The organism is Zobellia barbeyronii, assembly GCF_018603515.1.
Taxonomy (GTDB): domain Bacteria; phylum Bacteroidota; class Bacteroidia; order Flavobacteriales; family Flavobacteriaceae; genus Zobellia; species Zobellia barbeyronii.
In genome coordinates, this window is sequence record NZ_JACATN010000002.1 from 138,872 (window position 1) to 165,651 (window position 26,780).

The window sequence follows — 26,780 nt, forward strand, 5'->3', positions numbered from 1 at the left end:
CCAAAAAAAATCATCAAATTTGCTAAATGGTACCCCTTAATTTTCCGGAGTATAAATTCCGTCTCAAAAGTAGCGAAAATAACGTGCGCATTTTTGACAGTATACGCAAAAAATTTGTTGTACTGCAACCCGAAGAATGGGTAAGGCAACATGTTGTCAATTATTTACTAGAAGAAAAAAGCTATCCAAAAAGTCTGGTAAACGTTGAGAAGCAATTGGTTATAAACGATATTAAGAAAAGGTATGATATTGTTGTTTTTAATTCGGACGGCAGTATTCACATCTTAGTAGAATGCAAAGCTCCCAAAATTAATATAGATCAAACCACTTTTGACCAAATAGCGCGCTACAACCTTGAATTAAAGGCCGATTATCTGATGGTAACCAATGGACTTGACCATTTTTATTGCAAAATGGATTTTACTTCAGAAAAATACACGTTTCTAAGGGATATTCCTGATTTTAGCCGTTAATTTGCGATCGTTTTGCGTATTGCTGTCGTCATATTAAATTGGAATGGAGAGGTACTTCTTGAAAGATATCTGCCCTCTGTTGTGCAACACTCTGGTGACGCAGAAATTTACGTTGTTGATAATGCTTCCACAGATAATTCAGTTGCTTTTATCAAAACCAATTATCCTTCCGTCAAGATTGTTCAGAATAGCGAAAATGGCGGCTTCACAAAAGGATATAATGATGGGCTAAAAAGTATAGATGCCGATATTTATTGTCTTCTTAATTCCGATATAGAAGTAACCGAAGGTTGGTTACCCCCTATTTTAAAAGTCTTTTCCGAAAACAAAGAAGTTGCTATTGTACAACCAAAAATTATGGACCTCATGCGTCCGGATTATTTTGAATATGCAGGAGCAGGAGGAGGATTTATTGATCAATTAGGCTATCCTTTTTGTAGAGGACGTATATTTCAAGATCTTGAAAAGGATAACGGACAGTATGATGATGTTACCGAAATTTTTTGGGCAACAGGCGCATGCATGTTTATTAAAAAAGAAGTCTACTGGGAACTGAATGGATTTGATGAACATTACTTTGCTCACCAGGAAGAAGTTGATTTATGTTGGAGAGCCAAGAATAATGGTCACAAAGTGTTTTATGTAGGTACTTCTAAGGTATTTCACCTAGGAGGTTCAACCCTTAGTAATATGAATCCCAAGAAAACGTATCTGAATTTCAGAAACTCTCTTTTCTCCATTACTAAAAATTTACCAAGAAGAAAAGCATTGACGATTATTATGCTTCGACTATTGCTTGATGGGATTGCAGCAATTCGTTTTATCTTTCAATTTAGATTCAGACATTGCCTAGCTATATTAAGAGCGCATTTAAGCTTTTACAGGCATTTTAGAAAAATGTACAAAAGAAGGGAAAAAGCCAACTTTATCCAAAAATACTACTATACGAAGTCCATTGTATGGCAGCATTTCGTACATCATGTAAAGAATTTTAACGATTTAGTAAAACATTAACTAATTTTACAAATACTACCTTTGGCGATTATCTAATTTTGTCTCTTATTGACATTAGTTAAAAAATCAAATAACAATCATTAAATACTTAGTAACTCTCATTATGAAAAAATTAATTTTAGGCTGTTTAGGAGTGACCATGTTGTTGTCTTCGTGTGTATCACAAAAAAAGTATACTGATTTAGAATCAAAACATAAAGAAGCACAAGATCTTTTAAATTCCGCAACGGTTAAATTGAACGATTGTTTAGAAGAAAAGGCTACTACCGGTTCTAGACTTAAAACGTTACAAGATCAAAACGCATTTTTAAAAGCTAATAATCAAGAGTTGATTAATAACATGGGGAACTTGACTACCTTGACTTCAAAAGGTGCCGAGAATCTTGAAAAATCTTTAGAAAGCTTACAAGAGAAAGATCTTACGATACGTAAATTACAAGATGCCATCACTAGAAGAGATTCTGTAAACCTTTCTTTGGTACAGAGCTTAAAAGGTGTTTTGGGCAACTTAGATGACGAAGACATCCAAATTAGCGTTGAAAAAGGTGTTGTTTTTGTTTCTATATCTGATAAACTATTGTTTAGCAGTGGTAGCTATAATGTTACTAGCAGAGCAAAAGAAATACTTGGTAAAGTTGCACAGGTTGTAAACAACAAGCCAGATTTTGAATTCATGGTAGAAGGGCATACTGATGATGTACCTTACGGAAGACACGGTGTTCTTTTGGACAACTGGGATTTAAGTGTAAAACGTGCTACAGCAGTAGTTAGAATTTTACAGAACGATTACAATGTTGATCCTAAGCGTATGACAGCTGCAGGTAGAGCGGAATTTATTCCTGTTTCTACAACTGAAAAATCTAAAAACAGAAGAACTCGTATTGTTGTTCTTCCAAAAATTGATCAGTTCTACAGTATGATCGAAGAAGGTATGAATGACCCTGCTATCAATAAATAAGCAGTAATCATAGCATAAATAAAAACCGCAACTTTATAAGTTGCGGTTTTTTTATGTTCAAATTTCAGATTTCCGAGACTCTACTTCTTCTTAAAGTATATCAATATCTCCTTTACCCTCTCTAATAACTTGGGGTTCCCCATCAGATAGATCAATTACAGTTGAGGCTACATTATCTCCGTAGCCACCATCAATTACTATATCCACTAAGTTTTCCCACTTTTCAAAAATAAGCTCAGGATCTGTCGTATATTCCAGTAAATCATCTTCATCATGTATAGAAGTTGATACAATAGGGTTCCCAAGACCTTCTACAAGAGCTTGTGCTATAGCGTTAGCCGGAACTCTAATTCCTACAGTCTTCTTTTTTTTAAAGTCCTTAGGCAGGTTTGTATTACCGGGAAGAATAAAAGTATACGGCCCTGGCAGCGCCCTTTTGAGTATTTTAAAAGTAGCCGTATCTATTTGCCGAACATAGTCGGAGAGGTTACTTAAATCTGCACAGATAAAAGAAAAATTAGCCTTGGCTAATTTTATACCTTTGATGCGGGCTATCTTTTCCAACGCTCGCGAGTTAGTTATATCACAACCCAAACCGTAAACAGTATCTGTTGGATAAATAACCAAACCACCTTTTCGCAAAACATCCACTACCCGCTTTATTTCTTTAGGGTTTGGATTCTCTTCGTATATTTTAATAAATTCCGCCATAGTTTTAAACTAATCAATTTCTAATATATACACTTTTACATAAAAGTAATTACTATTTCTAATAGCTGATAAAATAAAAGTAACTTCAGAAGAAAAGATAAAATATATTCTAAAACTCGTCTTACGAAATGACCTCCAACTTCGCAAAACGAAGCAATAGCTTTTTAATATCCCCTTTTATAAACTGAATTTCCGCTTTTCGGTCATTCCCTACGCCTTCTATTTTAATTACTTTTCCACGGCCAAAACGAGTATGATTAATAATACTACCCTCTGCTAAATTTGGATCTACCTCATTGGTATTCCCTATAGGAGTAGCAAGTTCTGGTTTTAATTTCCTCAGTTTTCTGAGTTGACCTTCATTAGGTTTTTTACTGCTAGGCGGTGGTGTTCCTTTAGTAGGTTTACCCTGTCGCAACCTACTCTTATCAATCTCACCAAAAATATCGTTATCTACAAGTGGCTTATAACGGTAACCTGTATCGATTGGTGTGAGGTTTTCTACATATTTCTCATCTATTTCCTCTAAAAATCGACTAGGTTCTGCGTCTATCAACTTACCCCATCGGTATCTATTTTGAGTATAGGTAAGATATGCTTGTTTCTCAGCACGCGTAAGCGCCACATAGAATAACCTTCGTTCCTCTTCCAGTTCGCTTCGCGTGTTCATACTCATTCCGGAAGGGAATAAATCTTCCTCCATACCTACAATATAAACATATGGAAACTCAAGTCCCTTAGCCAAGTGAATGGTCATAAGGGCCACACGGTCATCATCACCTTTATCATTATCCAAATCCGTTGCCAAGGCTACATCTTCAAGAAATTCACCTATGCTTCCTGTAGCATCGGCAATTTCCATCTGCCCTTCAACAAAATCTTTAATACCGTTGAGTAGCTCTTCGATATTCTCCATTTTGCCAATACCTTCGGGAGTTCCATCTTTTTTAAACTCTAAAAGAATACCCGATTTTTTAGCCACATGCTCCGCCATAACAAAAGCATCCGCAGTTTGGTTCATGACCTGAAAACTTTGAATCATGGTGGTAAAGTCCTGCAGCTTTCGTTGCGTACCAGCATTTATTTTCAGGTTAATTTTATCAAGGTTTTGAATCACCTCAAAAATAGAACGGTTATAATGATTGGCGGCTACCGTTAATTTGTCTAAAGTAGTTTGACCGATACCCCTTGCTGGAAAATTGATAATTCGCTTAAGGGCTTCTTCATCTTTAGGATTAATGACCAATCGCAAATAACTCAATACATCCTTTATTTCTTTTCGCTGATAAAAAGAAAGTCCACCGTAAATACGGTAAGGAATATCACGCTTTCTTAGCGCATCTTCCATAGCACGTGATTGCGAGTTGGTACGGTAGAGTATAGCAAATTCACCATTACCCAATTGCTCGTTCATCTTGTGGTCCCAAATAGAACCAGCCACAAACCTACCTTCTTCGGCATCAGTTGTACTACGATGTATTTTTATGCTAGAACCATCATCATTTGACGTCCAAACTATTTTCTCTAGCTGCTCTTTGTTTTTTGCGATAATTGAGTTTGCCGCATTTACTATATTTCTTGTAGACCTATAATTCTGTTCTAGGCGATACATGCCCACATTATCATAATCTTTCTGAAAGTTTAATATGTTACTAATATTCGCCCCACGAAACGAATAAATACTCTGCGCATCATCTCCCACCACACAAATGTTATGAAAACGATCTGCTAGTGCTTTTACAATAAGGTATTGCGAGTGGTTGGTATCTTGGTACTCATCAACCAAAATATATCGGAACCTATCTTGGTACTTGGCCAATACTTCAGGAAAACGATTTAAAAGTTCGTTCGTACGAAGTAAAAGATCATCAAAATCCATGGCACCTGCTTTAAAACAACGGTCTACGTAATTCTGATATATCTCACCTATTCTAGGTCGTTTGGCCATGGCATCTGCCTCTACCAAATCAGGATCTTTTAAATAAGCCTTAACGGTTATTAAACTGTTTTTAAATGAAGAGATACGATTCTGTACCTGTTTGTACTTATAAATATCCTTATCAAGACCCATTTCCTTAATAATGGAAGCCAGTAGCCGTTGCGAATCTTGCGTATCGTAAATAGTGAAATTGCTAGGAAAACCCAGTTTATCGCCATCAAACCGTAGCAACTTGGCAAAAACGGAGTGAAACGTACCCATCCAAAGGTTTTTAGTCTCCGACCTACCCGCAATCTTGGCTATACGCTCTTTCATTTCACGTGCCGCCTTATTGGTAAAAGTTAATGCCAGAATATTGAAAGGGTCAACACCTTGCTGCATTAAATACGCTATACGATAGGTAAGAACCCTGGTTTTACCTGACCCAGCTCCTGCAATAACCATTAGCGGTCCATCTTTATGTAGAACGGGTGCTCTTTGGGCATCGTTCAATTCATCTATGAAATTCTTCAATTTACTAGAGTGTTTTTTAGAATTGTGAATTTAACCATAAATAGGCTTATCCTAAAATGATGTTGATTTCTTTTATAAACAGGAAGCCTATTTATAAATAAAGACCACATAAGATATACTCATGTGGTCTTCAAATATTATTTTGCTACCAACTTAACAAATAGTCATAGCTATATTGAATACTATACGTTGAATCTAAAGTGCATTACATCGCCATCTTTAACAATGTACTCTTTACCCTCAACACGCATTTTACCAGCTTCCTTTACCTTAGTTTCGCTACCAAATTCCACATAGTCATTATAAGCAATAACCTCTGCACGAATAAAACCTTTCTCAAAATCCGTATGAATTACACCAGCGGCCTGTGGGGCAGTTGCACCAACAGGAATAGTCCAAGCTCGTACTTCCTTTACACCAGCCGTGAAATAGGTTTCTAAATTTAATAATTTATAAGCACCACGAATCAATTTTGCAGACCCTGGTTCTTCTAAACCAAGATCCTCCAAAAACATTTGACGTTCTTCGTAAGTTTCTAGTTCAGTAATATCTGCCTCTGTTCCAACAGCTAGAACAACTACTTCTGCATCTTCTTGGGCAACAGCAGCCTTTACTCTATCAACATATTCGTTTCCTGTTGCTGCAGCATCTTCATCTACATTACAAACGTACATTACAGGTTTATCTGTAATAAACTGTAATGGCTTTACAAATTCTTCTCTATCATCTTTAGACAATTCAATAGCACGAACTGAAGTACCTGCTTCTAAACCTGTTTTCAACTTTAATAGAACGGCTTCTTCTTTTTGGGCTTCTTTGTTACCCGTTTTAGCAGCACGTTTTACCTTGTCCAGTTTTTTATCTACTGTTTCTAAATCTTTTAGTTGTAATTCCATATCAATGGTCTCTTTATCCCTGATTGGGTCAACAGAACCATCTACGTGAATAATATTATCATCATTAAAACAACGTAAAACATGCAAAATAGCGTCGGTTTCACGAATGTTCCCCAGAAACTGATTTCCTAATCCTTCACCCTTACTTGCTCCTTTTACCAAACCAGCAATATCAACGATTTCAACCGTTGCAGGTAAAACGCGTTCTGGGTCTACCAAAGTCTCTAGTTTTTGCAATCGAGCATCCGGAACATTTACCACTCCTATATTAGGCTCTATTGTGCAAAAAGGAAAATTGGCACTTTGCGCCTTGGCGTTGGAAAGACAATTGAAAAGAGTTGATTTTCCTACATTTGGCAATCCTACAATACCTGCTTTCATCTTGAAAATTGTAATTAAAGTTTGAATAAATTTAAAAGGTCTTCTAAAATAGGCTGCAAAGATAACTTTTTGAATTGGTATTTTTAATAAAAGTCTCTCCCTCACTTATCACTCTAAATCATCTCTTTTCAACTATACTATTTAACATTAAACAATACTCAGTTAAATAAGTGTATCATTACCACATATTTAATTAATTGTTATGTTTGCTGATTTTATTATTTCATTTAACATAATTTTAATAATGATTATATATATTTATGGTCTGGACAGATATAGAATATGAACACTTCTTCTGAAAAACCTTTGTGGCAATTATTTATCGAAGGTGATAAAAATGCCTTTTCTTCATTATTCAAAACCTACTATTCACAATTATATAGTTATGGTTTGAAAATATCTTCTGATCAATTTATTACTGAAGATTGTCTCCAAAGCTTTTTTATTTACTTACATAAAAATAGAAGAAATTTAGGCGAAGTTAATAATGTAAAATCTTATTTATTTATATCATTCAGAAGAGCTGTCTTAAAAAGTCTTAAAAAAGAACGCCTTTTTACTTCTTTTGAAGAAAGTTTAGAGTCTAGTCAATCCTTTGGATTTTCACCCGAAGAATTAAAAATTGAACAAGAAATAAGCAACACAAAGAACACTACCCTAGTAATCCTACTCAACTCCCTATCTACAAGGCAACGGGAAGTAGTGTATTTAAAATACTACAGTGGACTATCTATTGAGGACACTGCAGAAGTTATGGATATCTCCTATCAAAGTGTCCTTAATACGCTGCAGAAAGCATTTACCAAGTTGCGAAGCGAGATACTAGACCACGAAATTTCTGCTGTTTTAAAAAAAACTTAAAAAAATAGGGTATAAATAATATAAGATGGTCTCTTTATTAATGAAGACCATTTTTATGAGTAAACAAAACCTTTCCCTTTTAGAGATTCTTATAGACGATATTTCGTTTGTGAATTGGGCCAAGAACCAAAATCAAAACGATGTAGCCTTCTGGAACAATTGGATTGAGAAGCACCCTGATAAAATAGAAACCGTATTTAATGCTAAGGCAATAGTTTTAGGTATTCAGTTTGATAAAACCAAACTTTCTGAAAGTAAAATTGAAAGGGAGCTTAGTCATGTGCTAGCTCAGCTAGAGCCAGAAAAAAATAGTCCTAAAAGCAAAAAAATTACTTCAAAAGCATTCAAATATATTGCAATTACCGCTGTCCTAGTCCTTATGGTAACTTTCGGTTATAGTTTTTTGCCTACTAACACCACAGTAACCCATAAAACGGTATTTGGTGAAATCATCGATTTAAAACTACCTGATGGTACTTCTGTTGTTTTAAACGGAAATTCTGAAATTTCATATGATAAAACATCCCCACGTAATATAAACTTATCAGGAGAGGCTTATTTTAAAGTAAAATCTATACCATCTACGAAAGCTAAATTTTGGGTAAATACGAAAGATTTAAAAGTTGAAGTCTTTGGAACACAGTTCCATGTAAGTACAAGAGATAATAAAACCGGTGTTCTTTTAGATGAGGGTTCTATAGAACTTTTATTGGACGATGGCACTACCCAAAAGATGATACCAGGTGAGTTGGTTTCCTACTCTAAAGACGATAAAGCAATAACACATGACAAAGTAACCCAAGACCTTTCATACTCTTTATGGCGCGAAGGAACTTATATTTTCAATAACACCACAGTATATGAGGTTATGAAAAATGTAGAGCAGGCATATGGAATGAAAACAGAATTCATTGACGAAGAACTTAAAGACCAAAAACTAACCGGGGGCATCCCTAATCAAAATCTCAAAATTTGTTTGTCAGCAATAGAAAAATCGACTGGGACTAGAATTGTCGTTAAAGACAAAAGACTACTAATATTTAAGAACTAACTAAAAATTAAATGATGATTATGAGAAAAACTATTATGAAAACACTGTTAACTGCAAGCCTAGCAATAGGAACTGTGCAGGTTCAGGCATCAGAAAACAACATTACCATGGAAGTGGAAGAGAATGTTGCTCTGTCCGATTTTCTTACTGATATAAGCAAAAAGCATAAAGTTTATTTTACTTACAATGCTAGTCTTATATCTGGAGAAAATTTAGATCCTGAAGAGTATAGATATAGTAAACTCAATAAAATTATAAACAAACTTGAAAGTAAAACAAGTTTTGATTTTGAGTATTTGGGTAATAACTACTACGTGGTTTACCACAAGAAAGCAGAGAAAGTAAAACTTAATAAACTCTCTCTTAATACTTTGAAATTTAGTACTGTTAAAGATTTGTCCATATTACAGCAATCAATAACAGGTAATATTAAAGATCAAGATGGTAATCCATTAGCAGGTGTTAATGTTGTCGAAAAAGGTACGACCAATGGAACTACATCTGATTTTGATGGTAACTACACTATTGATGCTGCAGCAGATGCCACTTTGGTATTTAGTTACATTGGCTTTCCTACCAAGGAAAAAAAGGTGTCAGGTAAATCTGTTGTTAACGTATCACTAAGTGAAGGTGTGCAATTAGAAGAGTTTGTAGTAGTAGGTTCTAGAACTGCTCCTAGAAGTAATGCTGATACACCTTTACCAGTTGATGTTGTTGGTGTAAAAGAATTGACTTCTACAGGTCAAGCAACTTTTGACAAAGCTTTGCAGTACAGGATTCCATCATTTAATACGGTTCAAACACCAGTAAACGATGCAACTTCTTTACTAGATCCTTATGAAATTCGTAACATGGGACCAAGTAGAACTTTGATCCTTATTAACGGTAAACGTAAAAACTTAAGCGCCTTGCTTTATACACAAACCTCTCCAGGACGTGGTGAAACAGGTGCGGATATTTCTGCGATACCTACAGATGCAATCAAAAGAGTAGAGATATTAAGAGATGGTGCTTCTGCTCAATACGGTTCTGATGCAATTGCAGGTGTAATGAATATTATCTTAAAAGACACCCCTAATGAAGGTTCTGCTACAATTCGTACAGGAATTACTTCAGAAGGTGATGGAGAGATGTTTGGTGTTGCGGCTAACAATGGGTCTACCATTGGAGACGATAAAGGTTTTATAAATTATACTATAGATTTATCAAAAGTAAACCAAGCGAACAGACCAGGTACGGTAAATGCAGCTGGTGAGGCGGCTGATTTTGGCGCTGATATTGCAGATGTACAGGAGTTTTTATCTAGAACGCCTGATGCCGGAAATATAAATGGTTCGCCAGAAACTGCTGCAGCTAAATTCTCAGTAAACTTAGGTTATGATTTAAGTGAAAATACTTCATTATATGGTAATGCAGCTTATGTCTACAAATCTGTAAATAGTTTTGCTAACTACAGAACACCATATTGGAGACGTGCTGATGCAGCAAATGCTGGTGATATAGATGGATTAGATTATTTTTCTTATTTAGCTGATTTTTTCCCTGGAGAAAATCCTAATACTCCTGGAGGATATGACGGTTATTTACCAACTTTTGAAGGTTTACTTAGCGATTACAATGCTACCATTGGTTTCAAATCAACTATAAATGATTGGAATATTGACGCTAGTTTCACTACTGGTGGAAATACGCAAACTTATAAAGTAAGTAATACTCATAACAGAAATGCAGTTTTTGCACCAACTTTTGTGGATGCCAATGAAAACGGAATTGCTGATGTAGGAGAGGGATTTGAACCTACTGAATTATACAGAGAAAACAGCCAGCAATCATTTAATCCAGGAGGAACAAGTTTTTCACATAATGTTGGTAACATTGATATATCAAGATTATTATCTGACAAAATAAGTATTGGTGTTGGTGCTGAGTTTAGAACAGAAACATTTGAAATTATAGAAGGTGAATTAGCTTCTTATGATGGCGGTGGTGCAGATTCATTTGCTGGAGCAGCTCCTCAAAACTCAGGTAAATTCAATCGTTATAATATTGGTGGTTACTTGAGCTTAGATTACGATGTAACTGATGCCTTCCTATTAAGTGGTACTATTAGAACAGAAAACTATTCTGATTTTGGTAATGCTTTTGTTTACAAGTTCAGTACCCGTTACAAAGTAGCTGATGCATTTACATTAAGAGGTTCTATCTCTTCTGGTTTTAGAGCTCCTACCTTACACCAAATTTATACCCAAAAAGCACAATATAGTTTTGTGCCAGGACAAGGTATTCAAGTGGGTGGTTTGATAAACAACGTATCTACACAAGCTAAACTTCTTGGTATTCCACAATTAGATGCAGAAACTTCTACTAACTTTACAGTAGGTTTTGGTGGAAAAATCGGGAATAAATTAAGCTATACTTTTGATTACTACAATATTGCTGTAGAAGATAGAATTGTATTAGGAAATGAAATTGGAGGTAGTGGAGATCCTACTAACCCATTAGATATTCTTTTAGCAAGCAATAACTTAAGTGATGTTAGCTTTTTCTCTAATGCTATTGACACCAAAACATCTGGTGTAGATGTTGTTCTTGCCTACAAAGGTATTGCGCTTGGAGCAGGTAGTTTAGATTTAAATCTATCTGGAAACTATACGATTCAGAACGAACTTGATGGTCCTGTTAAGGATATTGATTTAGTAGCAAATTCAGGTCAGTCTGTAGTTAACGGTACTCAAGAAGCTTTGTTCTTTACTTCGCGTCCGGAAACAAAATGGATTTTTGGAATTAACTACGATATCAATAAATTCGGTTTCTCTTTGAATAATACGTATTTCGGAAAGACTAAATTTCAACAACAAGGTTTAGACGAGAATTTATTTACTGAATTTACACCAAACGTTGTAACCGACTTGGGAATTAATTTTAATGCGACTGAAAAATTTACGATTGCATTAAATGTCAACAACATATTTGATGTGTTGCCTGAGTGGAGTTTTCAATCTAAAAACGCTGCAGGTAATGCTATTCTTGCTGACCCAGCGCAGGTTCAAAACCAATCTAACTTAATTACTTTCAACCAAAGATATTCTCAAATGACTTATGATGGTTACCATTTCAGTCAATTAGGAACGATGTTTAACTTATCGTTGAACTATAAGTTCTAATTTTTGAGTTTAAGTGTATTTTTGTTTTAGCTAAAGCTGCCTGTAACCAGGCAGCTTTTTTTATACAGATAATTCAAAATATAATATTCAAAGCGCTTGGCTTTGATTTAAAAAATTTATTTCTATGAATACTGGCATAAATACTCATTATATAAATACATCTACACAAGCTCATTTTAGGGTAAAGACACTATTGGCCTATGTGAGCCTAAAAAATGGTATAACAGCTTCTAAACCCTTGTGTAAATAGCCGAAATAGGGAAACAAAAAACCCGAGCATTGCCCGGGTTTTTATTCTATGTCTTTCGACTGAAAAATTATTTTAATATTCTAACCGTCAGGATGCATGAATTTTTGCTTCGCTAATAGCGTTTCTTCAGACTCTACATGGTCTTCATCAGGCACACAACAATCTACAGGGCATACCGCTGCACATTGTGGCTCTTCATGAAAGCCCATACATTCTGTACACTTATCTGGTGAAATGTAATAAATCTCATCACTAATAGGTTCTTGTACCTCGTCTGCGTTCACAGCCTTACCATCAGGAAGCACAACATCACCCTCTAAAGAGGTGCCATCGTTGTAGCGCCATTCGTCTGCTCCTTCATAAATTGCAGTGTTCGGACATTCCGGCTCACAAGCTCCGCAATTAATACATTCATCCGTTATAACTATTGCCATATTATTTTTATTAAGCTGAACGGCCTTTAACCCGTTCGTTATATTTCATTTTAATCGTGAAAGCAAAAATCAATTCAGTATTCTTACTTTTGCACAAAGGTACTTCGGAATACAATTTTGAACAAATATATGAACGACCATCACAAAACTTTTATTGCATTTGTTAAACTCGGCCACTTTCTTAGAGAGTTTGTTACATTGGAAACACCAAATGACGAATGGTCTATCAAATTAGACGAAGCCGTCACCCTTTCCAAACACAAAAATGGTTGGTTTACTAGAGAAAATGTCACCCATGCTATCAAAAGTTGGGGAGAATTACTAACGGAAGAACAACTTTCTGCTTGGTTGGAACCCTATAATTTAAGTCAGAATAAACCAAAAACCGTGGCATTGATCATGGCAGGAAACATTCCGCTAGTTGGTTTTCATGATTTGCTATGTGTACTTATAACCGGTAACAAAGTTTTTGCGAAATTGTCTTCTAATGACAACGCACTAATCTTATTTATAAAAGATTACCTATCTTCCATAGAACCTGCTTTTAAAGACACCATTAAAATTGCAGATGGTAAAATGGAAGGTTTTGATGCAGTTATAGCTACAGGAAGTAACAATACTTCGCGTTATTTTGAGCATTACTTTAATAAAGTGCCCAACATTATTAGAAAAAACAGGAACTCTATTGCTGTATTGACCGGAAACGAATCAGAAGAACAGTTGAATGCTCTGGGTGAGGATATTTTCAGGTATTATGGACTAGGATGTCGTAGTGTTAGTAAAGTTTTTGTTCCAAAATCGTATGATTTTGATACGCTTTTTAAGGCTGTTTACTCCTACCACCCTATTGTAGACCAGGTAAAATATTCTAATAATTATGATTACAATAAAGCAGTTTATCTGATGTCAGAATTCAAGATATTAGATAACGGCTTCCTGATTCTTAAAGAAGATAAAAGCTATTCCTCCCCTATCGCCTCCCTATTTTATGAGCGCTATGAGAGTTTAAATCTTTTAAAAGAACGCCTTACTGCAGATGCCAATGAGCTGCAATGTATTGTTAGTGAAAATATTGTTGAGGGAGAAATAACCTTTGGACAGACCCAACAACCCTCACTTGCTGACTATGCAGATAATGTAGACACTGTTGATTTCCTGTTAAAAAACTGATAGAATTTTTTGTTAATACTAGCCCTGTTTCCCCTTAAATTCAAGACCTTTACCACTTAATTTTTTTTACAATTCTTATGAAAAAACATAATTTTAGCGCCGGACCTAGCATACTGCCACAGGAAGTATTATTAAAATCTTCTGAAGCCATAATGGACTTTAACGGTTCTGGACTTTCCCTTATAGAGATTTCTCATAGAAGCAAAGACTTTGTTGAAGTCATTGAAAAAGCTCGTAGCCTTGCTCTTGAGCTTTTGGGTCTTGAAGGAAAAGGTTATACAGCACTATTTCTTCAAGGTGGTGCCAGCATGCAATTTTTAATGACGGCCTATAACCTATTAGAGAAAAAAGCAGGATACCTTAACACAGGTACTTGGAGCGAAAAAGCAATTAAAGAAGCCAAAATGTTTGGTGAGATTGTTGAAGTAGGCTCTTCTAAAGATGAAAATTTCAATTATATTCCAAAAGGATATTCAGTTCCTGAAGACCTAGATTACCTTCACGTTACCTCTAACAATACCATTTTTGGTACGCAGATGAAAAAATTCCCAACGACCAATGTGCCGTTGATATGTGACATGAGTTCTGATATTTTCTCGCGTCAAATGGATTTTTCTCAATTTGATTTGATTTATGCTGGAGCGCAGAAAAATATGGGGCCAGCAGGAACAACGCTAGTAGTCGTAAAAGATGATGTTCTAGGAAAAGTATCTAGAAAAATTCCTAGCATGCTAGATTACCAAGTGCATATTTCAAAAGACAGCATGTTCAATACACCTCCTGTTTTTGCAGTATATACTTCTATGCTAACTTTAGAATGGTTGAAAAATCTTGGCGGTATTGCCGCTATTGAAGAAATTAACGAGAAGAAAGCACGATTAATTTACTCTGAAATTGATTTAAATCCTGTGTTTAAAGGTTTTGCCAAGACAGAAGATAGATCAATAATGAACGCTACTTTCAATTTAGCTAACGACAAATTAAAAGATACTTTTGATGCCCAATGTAAAGAAGCTGGCATTAATGGCATTAACGGTCACCGTTCTGTTGGTGGATACCGCGCCTCTATGTACAACGCTCTTTCATTAGAAAGTGTTGGCGTCTTAGTAGATATCATGAGTGAAATGGAAAGAAAAGGGTAAAATTACTTTTTTACCATAATTCACTAAATAATAAAAAATGCGTCCGTTGGCACAAGGCTAACGGACTCTTTTTGAGTAATAGCAACACTAATAAATTTTCCGAATAGAATGAAGATACTTGCAAATGATGGAATTGCCCAGTCGGGTATTAAAGCGCTCGAAAACGCAGGTTTTGAAGTACTAACTACTACGGTAGCCCAAGAGCAGTTACAAAATTTCATAAATGAAAACGAAATAGCCGGATTATTGGTACGAAGTGCTACACAAGTGAGAAAAGACCTTATTGACAATTGCCCTAACCTTAGACTTATTGGAAGAGGTGGTGTTGGTATGGATAATATTGATGTGGAATATGCTGAGAAAAAAGGTTTATTTGTCATTAATACGCCTGAAGCATCTTCTTCATCGGTAGCAGAGCTTGTTTTTGCACATCTTTTTGGTGGTGTTCGCTATTTGCACGATGCTAATAGAAACATGCCACTTGAAGGCGATAGCAATTTCAAGAAACTGAAGAAATCTTATGGGTCAGGAACGGAACTCCGCGGAAAGACTTTAGGGATTATCGGTTTTGGGAGGATAGGACAGGCTACGGCAAAAATAGCTTTGGGAATTGGCATGAAAGTTATTTACCATGACCCTTACCTAGAAAAAGCTTCTATTGAAGTTCCCTTTTTTGATGGGCAAGCGGTGACGTTCAATTTTGAATCGCAAACCAAAGAAGAATTGGTATCTACTTCAGATTTCATTACCCTTCATGTTCCCGCACAAAAGAACTATGTTCTTGGGAAAGAAGAATTTGAATTGATGAAGCCCGGTGTTGGTATTATAAATGCTGCCCGAGGAGGTGTTTTGGATGAAGTTGCCCTTGTTGATGCTTTAGAGAACGGCAATGTTATTTTTGCCGGTCTTGATGTTTATGAGTCCGAACCTAAACCGGAAATCAGAATACTTATGCACCCCAACATTTCCATGACGCCACACATTGGGGCTGCTACTGGAGAAGCTCAAAGCAGAATAGGAATAGAGTTAGCAGAACAAATCATTACCCTTTTAAAATAGGACATATACAATACCTTAAAGAAAACCTCGTTGAACAATTTACTGTTTAGCGAGGTTTTTTAGGATATCCTCAGTAAGCAGTAGATTTTTTTCTCTCATTTTATCAAGCTATTTTTTTTGATAAAAACCTGTTAATCAAAATAATATAAAATTAAATTAATCAGATTAAGATCAGTCATTTTAAGAGTTCTTTTCAATATTTCTCATTTTTGACAGAAACTTTTTCGTAAATTGTTAAACAAACATAAACCATTAAACATTATGTCAGGATTATTAGACCTATTAGGCAGCCCAATGGGCAAACAATTAATAAGTGGCGTAGCCAGCCAAACCGGTAATTCTACCGATCAAACAGGTAGCGTATTAAGTATGGCTTTGCCAATCTTAATGGGAGCAATGAAAAAGAACGCAGCTTCACCAGAAGGTGCACAGGGATTAATGAGTGCTCTTTCAGGAAAACATGATGGAGGCATCTTAGATAACCTTGGTGGCCTTTTTAGTGGTGGCGTAGATCAATCTGTAATGGATGATGGCGCCGGAATATTAGGACACGTTCTTGGCGGTAAACAAGCAACTGTAGAAAATGCGTTAAGTCAAAAATCTGGAATGGACGCAGGTTCTGTTGCTACTATATTAAAAGTAGCTGCCCCTATTCTTTTAGGGTTTTTAGGTAAACAATCAAAAGAACAGAATGTTAGCGATTCCAACGGAATTGGAAATCTACTAGGTAGCTTTATGGGCGGTGGTGACTCTGGCAACCAACAGCAGTCTCTAATTGAATCGTTTTTAGATTCTGATGGTGATGGTAGTATTCTTGACGATGTTGCTTCTATGGCTCTTGGTGGCAATAAAGGTGGTATTGGCGGCCTTTTAGGTGGTCTTTTTGGAAAGTAAAAACTAGATTATAAAATATTATACTGAAGCCACTTGTTAATTCAAGTGGCTTTTTTTTGTAATTTGTATAACAGTCGCTGCGATACTACTAAGAATCAGATTATGAAAAAGATATGTTTAGTTTTAGGAACACTTAGCCTTTTTACCTTGTTGATTGCGAGTAGTTGCTCCAGTACAAAAGAAGCTGTTGCTATTTCTGATGAAGAAAAAGCCGCCTTTCAACAAAAGGAAGGAGACACTATTACAATTGCTAGCGACGCTAAAGAATATGAGATTATAATCATTGAACCAGGATTCAATTTCTGGTTACAGAGTATTGCAAAACCACGCAATTTCTATTCACAATCATACATGGAAAGTCGGAATCAGATTTTTGTTGCCAATTACAACCTAAAAGTAATGCAGCCTATGCGTTACGACCCCAATCTTTACGAGCAACAAATAAACTACGAACCCAATACGGATTATGGTTATGAAGTGAATTATAAACTCTATAATTACTTTATTTATTTTCAACGAAAATACAATCAGCGCTTAGGACCTTTCATACCCCGTATATAAAAAGTATATTTGCCGCTTTCAATAATTATCATGCAAAAATTAAAAGAGCGCTGGGGCGTTACCAGTAATTTTCAATTAACCATTATTTTTATTGTATTTTCCATTACAGGCTCCTCTTCGGTTCTTGTGGCTAAACCTTTTTTAAATTTAATTGGCTTACAGCAAGCCAATTTTCCAGATGCATGGTGGGGAACAACATTATACTGGATTTTGCGAATTCTCATCATTTTTCCTTTTTATCAGGTGTTATTAGTAATTTATGGCTGGTTATTTGGACAATTCAAATTCTTCTGGGCATTTGAAAAAAAGATGCTTAAAAGAATTGGACTGGGTTTTTTATTTTAAATGCTTTTGTTAGGTCTTCTTTAACATTCAGTTCTACTTCTTTTAGTATTTTAGCACTGTGAATAATTCAATATATACCTATTTTTCCGTATTTATATTGTTTAGCCTTATGCTAATTAAGGTTACCTCTTTTCACGTCTACACTCATCAAGATAGCCCAGATGATTCTATAGAAAATTGTAGTATTTGCGATATAGCTATTCAGAATCAGAATTCTGAATTTACTCTTGTTGCTTTCTTGGTATTGATTCTTTTACCGCTTATTATTTACGCGGATAGAAAAATTGTGTCTTTAGTTTTTGATGCACCTTCATTTTTCTTTCCATATGCCCAATTTGGCAGACCCCCTCCTTTTCAAAGCTAGGACTCCACATTGAAAAAAATAAATCGATTTATATCTCTAAATCGATATCTATCTGCGCTAAACTTATATAATGAAATATTATTTATATGTTTTCGCAATCTTCTGTAGTTCAACTATTTGTGCTCAAGATTGCAATTCAATATTATTAGGAGAAATAGTAGATTTCCACGACAACAGTGCGTTGAGTGATGCTACTATTAGTATTACCGGTAAAAATGTCTCCACAGTATCCGATGAGAATGGAAAATTTAATTTCAAAAACCTCTGTAATGGAGTGTTGGAATTAGAAATTTCACATCCAGAATGTACTACCAAATTTGTAACTATCACCATAAATGGCGATACCTATTCTGAAATTAGATTAGAACATCACTTAGAGGAGCTGAAAGAAGTAAAAGTGGTTGGCAATGTTCCTAAAAACACAAATTCTGGACAAGAAAATATTCTCTCCATGCAAGATTTGGAACGCAATAGCGGTAATAGCTTAGGTGATGCCTTAAAAAAGATTCCTGGAGTATCTACCTTAAATACTGGAGGTAACATTGTAAAACCCATAATTCAAGGGTTAAACGGTAGCCGAATCTTAATCCTTAACAATAATGTTAGGATGCAAGACATGGAATGGGGAGAAGAACATGCACCCAATGTAGATGTAAACGCGAACCAAAACATTAGCGTTATTAAAGGTGCGGCGGCTATTGAATTTGGCGGTGATGCCATTGGCGGGGTTATTGTTTTAGAGCCTTTACCGGTCGTAAGAACAGATTCTTTATTTGGCAAAACCCAACTGAATCTTTCCTCTAATGGGCGGGGTGGCAACATAACATCATCATTGACCAAGTCATATAAATCCGGTCTATACATTAAGGCTCAAGGCTCATATAAAATACTTGGTGATTTAGAAGCTCCAGATTATCTTCTGTCTAATACAGGCATAAAAGAAAGTGGCCTATCTCTAAATTTTGGTAAGCGAGATTTTGTTCAGGGCTGGGAAGGCTATTATTCCTATTTTAATTCAGAAGTAGGAATATTAAGAGCCTCGCATATTGGAAATATAGATGATTTGATACTTTCTATTAACAGTCAAACACCTAGTATTATTAATGATTTCACGTATGACATCACCCAACCTAACCAAGAGGTAACTCATCATTTAGCAAAACTAAGTTACTACAGAAGATTTGAAGGTTTTGGAAAATGGACGATTCAGTATGATTTTCAAAAAAACAGGAGATTTGAGTATGATATCCGTGTAGGAGATGATGTTGACAAGGCTTCTCTAGACCTTCAATTAACTACGCATTCTGTTCTATCGAACTTAACTTTTGATGCAAAACAAGGTTTACATATAAAAGTTGGCGGTTTAGGTAGATTTCAATCCAATTTTGCAAATCCGGATACAGGGGTAAGAAGGTTAATTCCCGATTACGATAAGTATGATTTTGGATTTTTTGCAATTGGAAGTTATGAACTAAATACAGATTGGACAATAGATGCAGGAGCAAGATATGACTTTAGTAGAATTGATGCGAAGAAATTCTATAGAGAATCTCGTTGGGAAGAACGCGGATACGATGTAGATTATGCCAATATAGTTCTGGAAGATTTAGGAACACAACTGCTTACAAATCCGGTTTTTGACTACCATAATTTTTCTGGAACTGCAGGTTTTCACTATGAAATTAATGAAAATGACCATTTACGATTTAATTATGCCTTTTCACAAAGAGCTCCTAATCCATCAGAATTATTTAGTGATGGCCTTCATCATTCGGCCGCACGCATAGAACTTGGAGACTTAAGAATAAAGAGCGAAACATCATCTAAGTTTTCAGCTTCTTTAGAGCGGAACACCGGCACATGGGGATATTCCTTAGCACCATACCTAAATAGTATTGATGATTTCATAGTTCTAGAACCAACAGGTGTAGAATTTACCATTAGAGGAGCTTTTCCTGTATGGGCTTATCGTCAGACAAATGCTGTTTTATTAGGAGTTGACACTTCAGTTTACAATAACTGGTCTTCTAATATTAGAACAGACCATAAGTTTGCTTGGGTAAAGGGAACAGATATTGAAACAGATGTTCCATTAATAAATATGCCTGCCGCAAATTTCACCAATAGCATTACCTATACAAATCCTAAGTGGAATAATTTTCTGGTAAATCTAGAAAGTCAGTATGTGTTTAAACAAACCAGATACCCTTCTAATATAGAGGTATTTTCGCCACAACTACAAGAAAACGTGGTTTTAGATATTAATACTCCTCCAGATGCTTATCACCTTTTATCCTTAAATACAGAGGCTTCTTTTACACTTAAAAACAAAAATGATTTAACTGTAGGCTTAAGTGCTACCAATCTATTGAATACTAATTATCGTGATTACTTAAATCGTCAACGATATTTTGTAGACGACATGGGTAGGAACGTAAGTCTACGCCTAATTTTTAACTATTAATATAATTTAACCTAAAAATGACAACTATGAAAACAAACAAAATTTTGAAAACAATTTTAGCATTAAGCTTAATAGCATCAGTAGCAACATCATGTTCTAGTGACGACAACACACCTGAAGCTGTTGATGAAGAAGAGGTTATTACCACAATGAATATTAGCCTTTTAAGCGAAAACGGAGATACTGTTTCCCTTCAATCTCAAGATTTAGATGGTGATGGACCAAATTCACCCGTAATCACAGTCGAAAACCTAGCGGCAAACACAACATACACCGGTTCTATAGAATTATTGAACGAAACAGAAACTCCAGCAGAAGATATTACCGAAGAAGTAGCTGAGGAATCTGATGAGCACCAGTTTTTCTTTAACGTAAGTGGATCAATAGCATCAACAACTTATGGCGATACTGATGGTGATGGAAACCCAATTGGCTTATCATTTACACTAGTTACAGGAGATGCTGGTGAAGGAACCATCCAAGTAACTTTACGTCATGAACCTACAAAACCAAATGACGGTACTTTAGCTGATGCAGGTGGAGAAACTGACATTGCACAGACATTCACGGTAGTAGTGGAATAGTCTATAAATTATAATGCAATTCAAAAGCCTTTAGTTTAAACTAAAGGCTTTTTGTTTTTCTTTTTATATCGAAAACCATGAAAAAGCTGACCAAAAAAACCAGTAGGCATTTCATCATCACCTTCATACCCTAATGGAACCAAACCACTATCTTCTGGGATATAATCAGTTTTAAAGATATAATCCCACAAGCTTAGGCTAATGCCATAGTTTACACCATTCTTCTTTCCTTCCGGAAGCTCGTACGCATGATGGTACAAATGCATGACCGGATTATTAAAAATGTACTTTAAAGGACCCCAAGTAAGTTTTATATTAGAATGATTAAGATGCCCTATTGCAATAGCGAAAAAATGAACAATATAAGCTTGCTCAGGTTCAAAACCTCCCAACACCATTACTGCAAAAGTTTTAAGGGGCTTGTAAAATAAATTCTCCATCCAATGGTACCGCATATGGGCTGCAAAACCCATTTCTTTTACGCTATGGTGAACCTTATGAAACTCCCATAAAAAAGCATATCTATGGAGTAACATATGTGTAAACCATTGAACAAAATCTAGTAGCACAAAAAAGACTAATAATTGCAAAAATGGAGGCCACTCTTGCAGGTTGATAAGAGTTAAAGTATCAGATGGTATTCCGATATCTAAAAACATTAACTCCAATAATTTATAAAATCCACTTATAGCAATTACAAAAAGAAAGAAATTGAAAAATATATAAAAAGCATCCAGCCAAAAATCCTTTCTAAATACCGCCTGATTTTTACGCCAAGGAAAAGAAATTTCAAGAATCCAAACCAATACAGAAAGCACTATAATTCCCCAGAAATAATTGGTATACCAAGGCACGTCAAACAGGATAGATTTCCATGTCCAATTAAGAGTCCCCATTAGGGAATCTAGAAATGCATTAAAGTATTTTTCCATTGCTAAAGGCATTTATCATATCAGTCGAAAAAGGAAACTTAATCTTTCAATTCATACCAATCAATATTAGAAAGAACCTCTCTTCTCCCCTTCTTTTGAGGTGGGTAATTCGTAACCAGATAATCTATGATAATATCTTCATTTTTTCCTAAGTCCCATAAATTTTGGGTTTCTTGCATCCATTTAATTGTTGATTTCCATCGCTCTTTGTTCATTCTGTTCTGAATGACAAGTTTGGCAGAATGGCAATTGGTGCAATTTTGAACGGTCTCCATCATTCCAGGAGCTTCAACAAAACCGGTACGCACGTGAATGCCGTTTTCTACTTTATCTAAACCCTCTTCTTCAACAGGCACAGCAACTATTTCTGAATTGGGCTCAGAACTCTTGAAAATAGATACATCAGGATTTTTTATCAAATACATTAGCGCAACGACGAAAACACCAATACTAGCGCAAGCGATCATAAGTACTTTATAGAAACTCCTAAAATCCTTTTTTAGTTTGTCATGATTTTGCTTTTTCATCTATGCGATTTTTACAGCTATTCTATGACAAGCATTATTTAAATATCCTTTTGGATTCCAACCAGGAAGTAACATAGGTTGAGCAACACCATTAGAATCGGTGGCCTTTGCCCAAACTTCATAGTACCCTTCTTGCGGAAAATCTACGTCTGCAGAAAAATGTTGCCATGCTAAACGGTTAGCAGGTTTATCTAGCATACATGTTTTCCAAGTAGCACCGAAATCTATGGAATACTCCATTTTAGCAACCTGCAACTCACCTGCCCATGCATGGCCTCTAATAGTCAATGTTTTTCCTTTAGAAATAGTGGCGCCAGATTTTGGGTAGGTAATCAATGATTTTACCGGCATAGATTCTATGATACACATATCCTCATCTGCTACTTTAGAACCAGGAGCAACCGGTTTACAAGGAACACGGTATGCGGTACCCGTCATTTTAGTACCGTCATGCACTATATTTCTAATACTTATTCTCTGCAACCATTTACCGGAAACCGAAGCTGGCCACCCCCCAGCAACCACACGAAGTGGATAACCGTGCGCCAAAGGAATATCTTCCCCATTCATTTTAAATGCCAATATAGTTTCATCTTGAAGTGCTTTTGCCATTGGCGCACCTCGCGAAATGGGCTCTTTTGCAGGGTCTCTACTTAAATGAATATCTGCAGCGTGATAACCAAAATATACCGCATCATCTTTTATACCAACATCTTCAAGCACATCACGAAGTCTAATACCCGTCCAACTAGCACAGTAAACAGCTCCTATTGTCCACTGGTTTCCTTTGGCTGGTGGATCAAACTCACTTCTGCCATTACCTCCGCATTCTAGCGTTAACTGATAAGTATGTTGTTTAAATTTTGATTTAAGCTCGTCTAAGGTGTAGGTTTTCTTTTCCTTGACAGATTCGCCGTCTATGGTAAGTGTCCAGTTATTTACGTCTATTTCTTCCGGTATCAGTCCGTTATTACGAACAAAAATATACTTGTTAGGCGTGATTTTATCATCTAACAAATGGGCCTGAGCCTCCATATTCCATGGCTTGTCGTTCAAAACAACCATTTCCTTGTCTTTATTGAATAATTTAAAAGGGTCCGGGTCTTGCAGCGCCAATGGAATATAATTCTCTGCCATTTTTGAGCCATACACAATATCAGCTCCAACAATACTTGCTAAGGATGCAAGTGCTGCTTTCCCTATGAACTTTCTTCTTTGCATAAAATTTAGGTCTGGATTACACTCAAAGTTATAGATATTTAGTATATCCCTCTGTGCTATGTCCTAAATTTAATTGTTTTTTAAGGATATTTAAAAACCTACAGAATTCATAGGCATATATAGTGCTGCATAAAAACTAACCATACAGAGAATTTAATGTCGTAAAGAAAGAATTAAGCACTAACCTCTATTGTTTCCGTTTCTTTAGATTTTTTGAAAACATAGGTATACAGCCACATGAGCGTAAAAGTGGGTATGACATCTAAACCAGGAATAATCTCTTCTAAGAAAGTAACGATACCTGCACCCTGTCCAATTTTCCCTTTGTACATACGGGTCATGAGCCAACCAGCTAGCGGCGCCCAAACAATATCAGAAAATTCACCTATAAACGGAATGGCAAACGAAAGCATGCCTATGCCATCAAAAAGCAAGCTTATGAGTAGTTTTTTATATTTTTCGTCTTTATCTTTTGACATAATGGAAAGTGTTTATTCTTATTACTAAAAGCAATAAGAATGCCAAAAAATATTCCAAAGAAAACACCCCTTTAGAAGGGGCATTATTTAAAAAGTTCTTAAGATAAATCTGAGCTTATTAATTTTAAAAACTCATTCCGAGTTTCAATTTTTTCGAATTGCCCTCTAAATCCGGATGTTGTGGTGACAGAATTCTGCTTTTGAACCCCACGCATCATCATACACATATGCGATGCTTCTATTACTACCGCAACACCTTTAGGCTTTAAAGTACTATTAATACACTCCAGAATATCATGCGTAAGACGTTCTTGTACCTGCAAACGACGCGCAAAAACATCTACCACACGTGGAATCTTACTTAAACCTACAATATGACCATTTGGAATGTATGCCACATGTGCTTTACCAAAGAAAGGCAACATATGATGTTCGCAAAGCGAATACAATTCTATATTCTTAATGATGACCATATCATCATAATCTTCTTTGAACATGGCGCTTTTAAGAATTTCTACAGCATCTTGTTGGTAGCCTTGCGTTAGAAAAAGCATAGCTTTGGCTGCTCTTTCAGGTGTTTTCACCAAACCCTCTCGAGTGACATCCTCTCCTATTCCATCTATAATTTTTGAAAAACGGTCTTTGACCTCCGTTGTGATTTCCATATTATATTCCTCAAAATTTTTATAAGGTACCATAAAGGTTTCTTGTTTTGTTTATTGTATGTGCAAAAATAGTGAACAAAAGTATAGCTTTCTATACCAATCTGCCAATTTAATCTTTTTGTGTCAAAAACAGCTTCTCAACACATCTGTCTGTAAACATCAATTTTCATTACTTTTACCATCCAAGAAAGTTTCGTATTAGTTTTTTCGATGAAATTCACACGGATTAAGAATCAAAATATATGATTAAGGCCAATAATATTAAAAAGTTTTACGGCGATTTAGAAGTTCTAAAAGGCGTAGGCCTTCATATTAAAAAAGGAGAAGTTATTTCTATTGTTGGTGCCTCAGGAGCAGGAAAAACGACTTTATTACAAATCTTAGGTACTTTGGACGTTCAATCTAACCCGTCTGATAGCGCGCTTTTGATTAACGGTACCGAAGTAACCACACTGTCCGATAAAAATTTGGCGAAGTTTAGAAATGAACATATTGGTTTTATTTTTCAATTTCATCAGTTACTTCCAGAATTTACAGCACTTGAAAACGTCTGCATTCCTGCCTTTATAAAAAACACACCTAAAGCTCAGGCCGAAGCAAAAGCTAAGCAATTATTAGATTTTTTAGGGTTATCCGAACGATATAATCACAAGCCTAACGAACTCTCTGGTGGAGAACAACAACGTGTAGCAGTGGCACGTGCATTAGTAAACGACCCTTCTATTATTTTTGCCGATGAGCCTAGCGGAAACCTAGATTCTGAAAGCGCCGATAATCTTCATAAACTCTTCTTTGAGCTGCGTGATGAATTTGGACAAACGTTTGTTATAGTTACTCATAATGAGCAGTTGGCAGACATGGCAGACAGGAAGCTGACCATGGTAGACGGCTTAATCGTCAATAAACAAGTGGTTCTTGATACTCCGGAACTCTAAGCTAATTTTACTTAATTTTTACACGGAATGAACCGCACCGAACTGAAGCAATTTTTGGACGCCAAGGTATTAGAATATGAGCATCCAAAGTTCTTGGAGACGGACCCCATTCAAATTCCCCATAAATTCTCTCGCAAAGAAGATATTGAAATAAGCGCATTTCTTACAGCAACCATTGCTTGGGGTAATCGTAAGAGCATTATTAACAATGCCAATAAACTTATGGATCTCATGGGCAATTCACCTTACGATTACGTCCTAGAATATACAGAGGATAACAATGAAGAGCTATCTACATTTGTACACCGAACTTTTAATGGTGAGGATTTAGGCTACTTCATAAAAAGCCTTCAAAATATCTATATTAATCATGACGGACTGGAAGCTGTTTTTGCTAAGCACGCTACAGGACAAAACATGCAAACTGCTATTTCTGGCTTTAAGAAAATATTTTTTGAACTACCACATCCTTCACGAACCCAAAAACACGTAAGCGACCCTTTGAAGGGTTCTGCTGCGAAACGCATTAATATGTTTTTACGATGGATGGTAAGGCCCAATACTACCTCTGTAGATTTTGGGATTTGGAAAACTATTACTCCCAGTCAACTATCATGTCCTTTAGATGTTCATTCTGGAAATGTAGGCAGGAAATTGAAGCTACTTACCCGCAAACAAAATGATGCCAAAGCTCTTGCCGAACTGGATAAAAACTTACGAAAACTGGACCCGATAGACCCTGTAAAATATGACTTCGCCCTTTTTGGATTAGGTGTTTTTGAGAAATTTTAAA

Annotated in this window: 26 protein-coding genes; 17 read left to right on the top strand and 9 right to left on the bottom strand. The window is 35.8% G+C overall.

Annotated elements, in window-relative coordinates; all coding sequences use genetic code 11:
• The first annotated feature begins 26 nt into the window (after positions 1–26).
• The 3 genes from HW347_RS05115 (at position 27) to HW347_RS05125 (ending at position 2,445) form a co-directional block, all read left to right on the top strand.
• The gene (locus HW347_RS05115) at positions 27–473 is read left to right on the top strand and encodes a type I restriction enzyme HsdR N-terminal domain-containing protein (RefSeq protein WP_214610859.1); all 447 of its coding nucleotides are present in this window, start codon (positions 27–29) and stop codon (positions 471–473) included.
• 12 nt (positions 474–485) lie between these two features.
• Positions 486–1,487 (top strand): glycosyltransferase family 2 protein, encoded by a 1,002-nt coding sequence (locus tag HW347_RS05120; RefSeq protein ID WP_214610860.1) that lies wholly within the window; start codon positions 486–488, stop codon positions 1,485–1,487.
• 103 nt (positions 1,488–1,590) lie between these two features.
• Positions 1,591–2,445, top strand: coding sequence for an OmpA/MotB family protein (locus HW347_RS05125; RefSeq protein ID WP_214610861.1), 855 nt, complete (start codon positions 1,591–1,593; stop codon positions 2,443–2,445).
• 90 nt (positions 2,446–2,535) lie between these two features.
• On the opposite strand, the gene HW347_RS05130 is transcribed toward HW347_RS05125, so the two are convergent.
• From HW347_RS05130 to ychF, 3 genes are all read right to left on the bottom strand, one after another.
• Positions 2,536–3,156, bottom strand: a complete 621-nt coding sequence (locus HW347_RS05130) for an L-threonylcarbamoyladenylate synthase (protein ID WP_214610862.1) — start codon at positions 3,154–3,156, stop codon at positions 2,536–2,538.
• Between the two features lie 121 nt (positions 3,157–3,277).
• On the bottom strand, positions 3,278–5,539 hold the full coding sequence (locus tag HW347_RS05135) for an ATP-dependent helicase (RefSeq protein WP_449668866.1): 2,262 nt from the start codon (positions 5,537–5,539) through the stop codon (positions 3,278–3,280).
• 251 nt (positions 5,540–5,790) lie between these two features.
• Positions 5,791–6,885 carry a redox-regulated ATPase YchF gene (ychF, locus tag HW347_RS05140; protein ID WP_214610864.1) on the bottom strand — a complete coding sequence of 365 codons (1,095 nt, stop codon included), beginning with the start codon at positions 6,883–6,885 and terminating at the stop codon, positions 5,791–5,793.
• A gap of 282 nt (positions 6,886–7,167) precedes the next feature.
• Between ychF and HW347_RS05145 the strand changes: the two genes are divergently transcribed.
• Genes HW347_RS05145 through HW347_RS05155 form a run of 3 tightly spaced genes read left to right on the top strand, consistent with a single transcriptional unit; the run spans position 7,168 to position 11,961 of the window.
• The gene (locus HW347_RS05145) at positions 7,168–7,746 is read left to right on the top strand and encodes an RNA polymerase sigma factor (RefSeq protein ID WP_214610865.1); all 579 of its coding nucleotides are present in this window, start codon (positions 7,168–7,170) and stop codon (positions 7,744–7,746) included.
• Between the two features lie 55 nt (positions 7,747–7,801).
• Positions 7,802–8,797, top strand: coding sequence for a FecR family protein (locus tag HW347_RS05150; RefSeq protein ID WP_214610866.1), 996 nt, complete (start codon positions 7,802–7,804; stop codon positions 8,795–8,797).
• A gap of 20 nt (positions 8,798–8,817) precedes the next feature.
• Positions 8,818–11,961: a TonB-dependent receptor gene (locus tag HW347_RS05155; protein WP_225901827.1), complete on the top strand. Its 3,144-nt coding sequence runs from the start codon at positions 8,818–8,820 to the stop codon at positions 11,959–11,961.
• 330 nt (positions 11,962–12,291) lie between these two features.
• Here the strand turns inward: HW347_RS05155 and HW347_RS05160 are convergent, their stop codons facing one another.
• Entirely contained in the window at positions 12,292–12,645 is a 354-nt protein-coding gene (locus HW347_RS05160) for a 4Fe-4S dicluster domain-containing protein (RefSeq protein WP_214610867.1), read from the bottom strand.
• A 129-nt stretch (positions 12,646–12,774) separates the two neighbouring features.
• Between HW347_RS05160 and HW347_RS05165 the strand changes: the two genes are divergently transcribed.
• From HW347_RS05165 to HW347_RS05205, 9 genes are all read left to right on the top strand, one after another.
• On the top strand, positions 12,775–13,815 hold the full coding sequence (locus HW347_RS05165; protein ID WP_214610868.1) for an acyl-CoA reductase: 1,041 nt from the start codon (positions 12,775–12,777) through the stop codon (positions 13,813–13,815).
• A gap of 77 nt (positions 13,816–13,892) precedes the next feature.
• Complete coding sequence (gene serC, locus HW347_RS05170; RefSeq protein ID WP_214610869.1) at positions 13,893–14,957, top strand: 3-phosphoserine/phosphohydroxythreonine transaminase; 1,065 nt, start codon at positions 13,893–13,895, stop codon at positions 14,955–14,957.
• 108 nt (positions 14,958–15,065) lie between these two features.
• On the top strand, positions 15,066–16,016 hold the full coding sequence (locus HW347_RS05175) for a D-2-hydroxyacid dehydrogenase (protein ID WP_214610870.1): 951 nt from the start codon (positions 15,066–15,068) through the stop codon (positions 16,014–16,016).
• A gap of 261 nt (positions 16,017–16,277) precedes the next feature.
• Positions 16,278–16,910: a DUF937 domain-containing protein gene (locus HW347_RS05180; RefSeq protein WP_214610871.1), complete on the top strand. Its 633-nt coding sequence runs from the start codon at positions 16,278–16,280 to the stop codon at positions 16,908–16,910.
• A gap of 102 nt (positions 16,911–17,012) precedes the next feature.
• Positions 17,013–17,471 carry a DUF6146 family protein gene (locus HW347_RS05185; RefSeq protein ID WP_214610872.1) on the top strand — a complete coding sequence of 153 codons (459 nt, stop codon included), beginning with the start codon at positions 17,013–17,015 and terminating at the stop codon, positions 17,469–17,471.
• A gap of 30 nt (positions 17,472–17,501) precedes the next feature.
• Complete coding sequence (locus tag HW347_RS05190) at positions 17,502–17,816, top strand: DUF6787 family protein (protein ID WP_214610873.1); 315 nt, start codon at positions 17,502–17,504, stop codon at positions 17,814–17,816.
• A 109-nt stretch (positions 17,817–17,925) separates the two neighbouring features.
• Positions 17,926–18,180: a hypothetical protein gene (locus HW347_RS05195; RefSeq protein WP_214610874.1), complete on the top strand. Its 255-nt coding sequence runs from the start codon at positions 17,926–17,928 to the stop codon at positions 18,178–18,180.
• A gap of 70 nt (positions 18,181–18,250) precedes the next feature.
• Positions 18,251–20,644: a TonB-dependent receptor gene (locus HW347_RS05200; RefSeq protein WP_214610875.1), complete on the top strand. Its 2,394-nt coding sequence runs from the start codon at positions 18,251–18,253 to the stop codon at positions 20,642–20,644.
• A 26-nt stretch (positions 20,645–20,670) separates the two neighbouring features.
• Positions 20,671–21,228 carry a type 1 periplasmic binding fold superfamily protein gene (locus HW347_RS05205; RefSeq protein WP_214610876.1) on the top strand — a complete coding sequence of 186 codons (558 nt, stop codon included), beginning with the start codon at positions 20,671–20,673 and terminating at the stop codon, positions 21,226–21,228.
• Positions 21,229–21,263: 35 nt separating this feature from the next.
• Here HW347_RS05205 and HW347_RS05210 read toward each other — a convergent pair whose 3' ends face one another.
• The 5 genes from HW347_RS05210 to folE form a co-directional block, all read right to left on the bottom strand.
• On the bottom strand, positions 21,264–22,160 hold the full coding sequence (locus HW347_RS05210) for a sterol desaturase family protein (protein WP_214610877.1): 897 nt from the start codon (positions 22,158–22,160) through the stop codon (positions 21,264–21,266).
• A 38-nt stretch (positions 22,161–22,198) separates the two neighbouring features.
• Positions 22,199–22,687 (bottom strand): monoheme cytochrome C, encoded by a 489-nt coding sequence (locus HW347_RS05215; RefSeq protein ID WP_214610878.1) that lies wholly within the window; start codon positions 22,685–22,687, stop codon positions 22,199–22,201.
• Entirely contained in the window at positions 22,688–23,908 is a 1,221-nt protein-coding gene (locus tag HW347_RS05220) for a sulfite oxidase (protein ID WP_214610879.1), read from the bottom strand. It lies immediately after the preceding gene.
• Positions 23,909–24,081: 173 nt separating this feature from the next.
• Positions 24,082–24,387 carry a hypothetical protein gene (locus HW347_RS05225; protein WP_214610880.1) on the bottom strand — a complete coding sequence of 102 codons (306 nt, stop codon included), beginning with the start codon at positions 24,385–24,387 and terminating at the stop codon, positions 24,082–24,084.
• Positions 24,388–24,485: 98 nt separating this feature from the next.
• A complete protein-coding gene (gene folE / locus HW347_RS05230; RefSeq protein ID WP_214610881.1) occupies positions 24,486–25,085 on the bottom strand; it encodes a GTP cyclohydrolase I FolE in 600 nt (199 codons plus the stop codon).
• Between the two features lie 209 nt (positions 25,086–25,294).
• Here folE and HW347_RS05235 point away from each other — a divergent pair, with 209 nt between their 5' ends.
• Positions 25,295–25,987 carry an ABC transporter ATP-binding protein gene (locus tag HW347_RS05235; RefSeq protein ID WP_214610882.1) on the top strand — a complete coding sequence of 231 codons (693 nt, stop codon included), beginning with the start codon at positions 25,295–25,297 and terminating at the stop codon, positions 25,985–25,987.
• 27 nt (positions 25,988–26,014) lie between these two features.
• Positions 26,015–26,779 (top strand): TIGR02757 family protein, encoded by a 765-nt coding sequence (locus HW347_RS05240; RefSeq protein ID WP_214610883.1) that lies wholly within the window; start codon positions 26,015–26,017, stop codon positions 26,777–26,779.
• Position 26,780 lies beyond the last annotated feature (1 nt).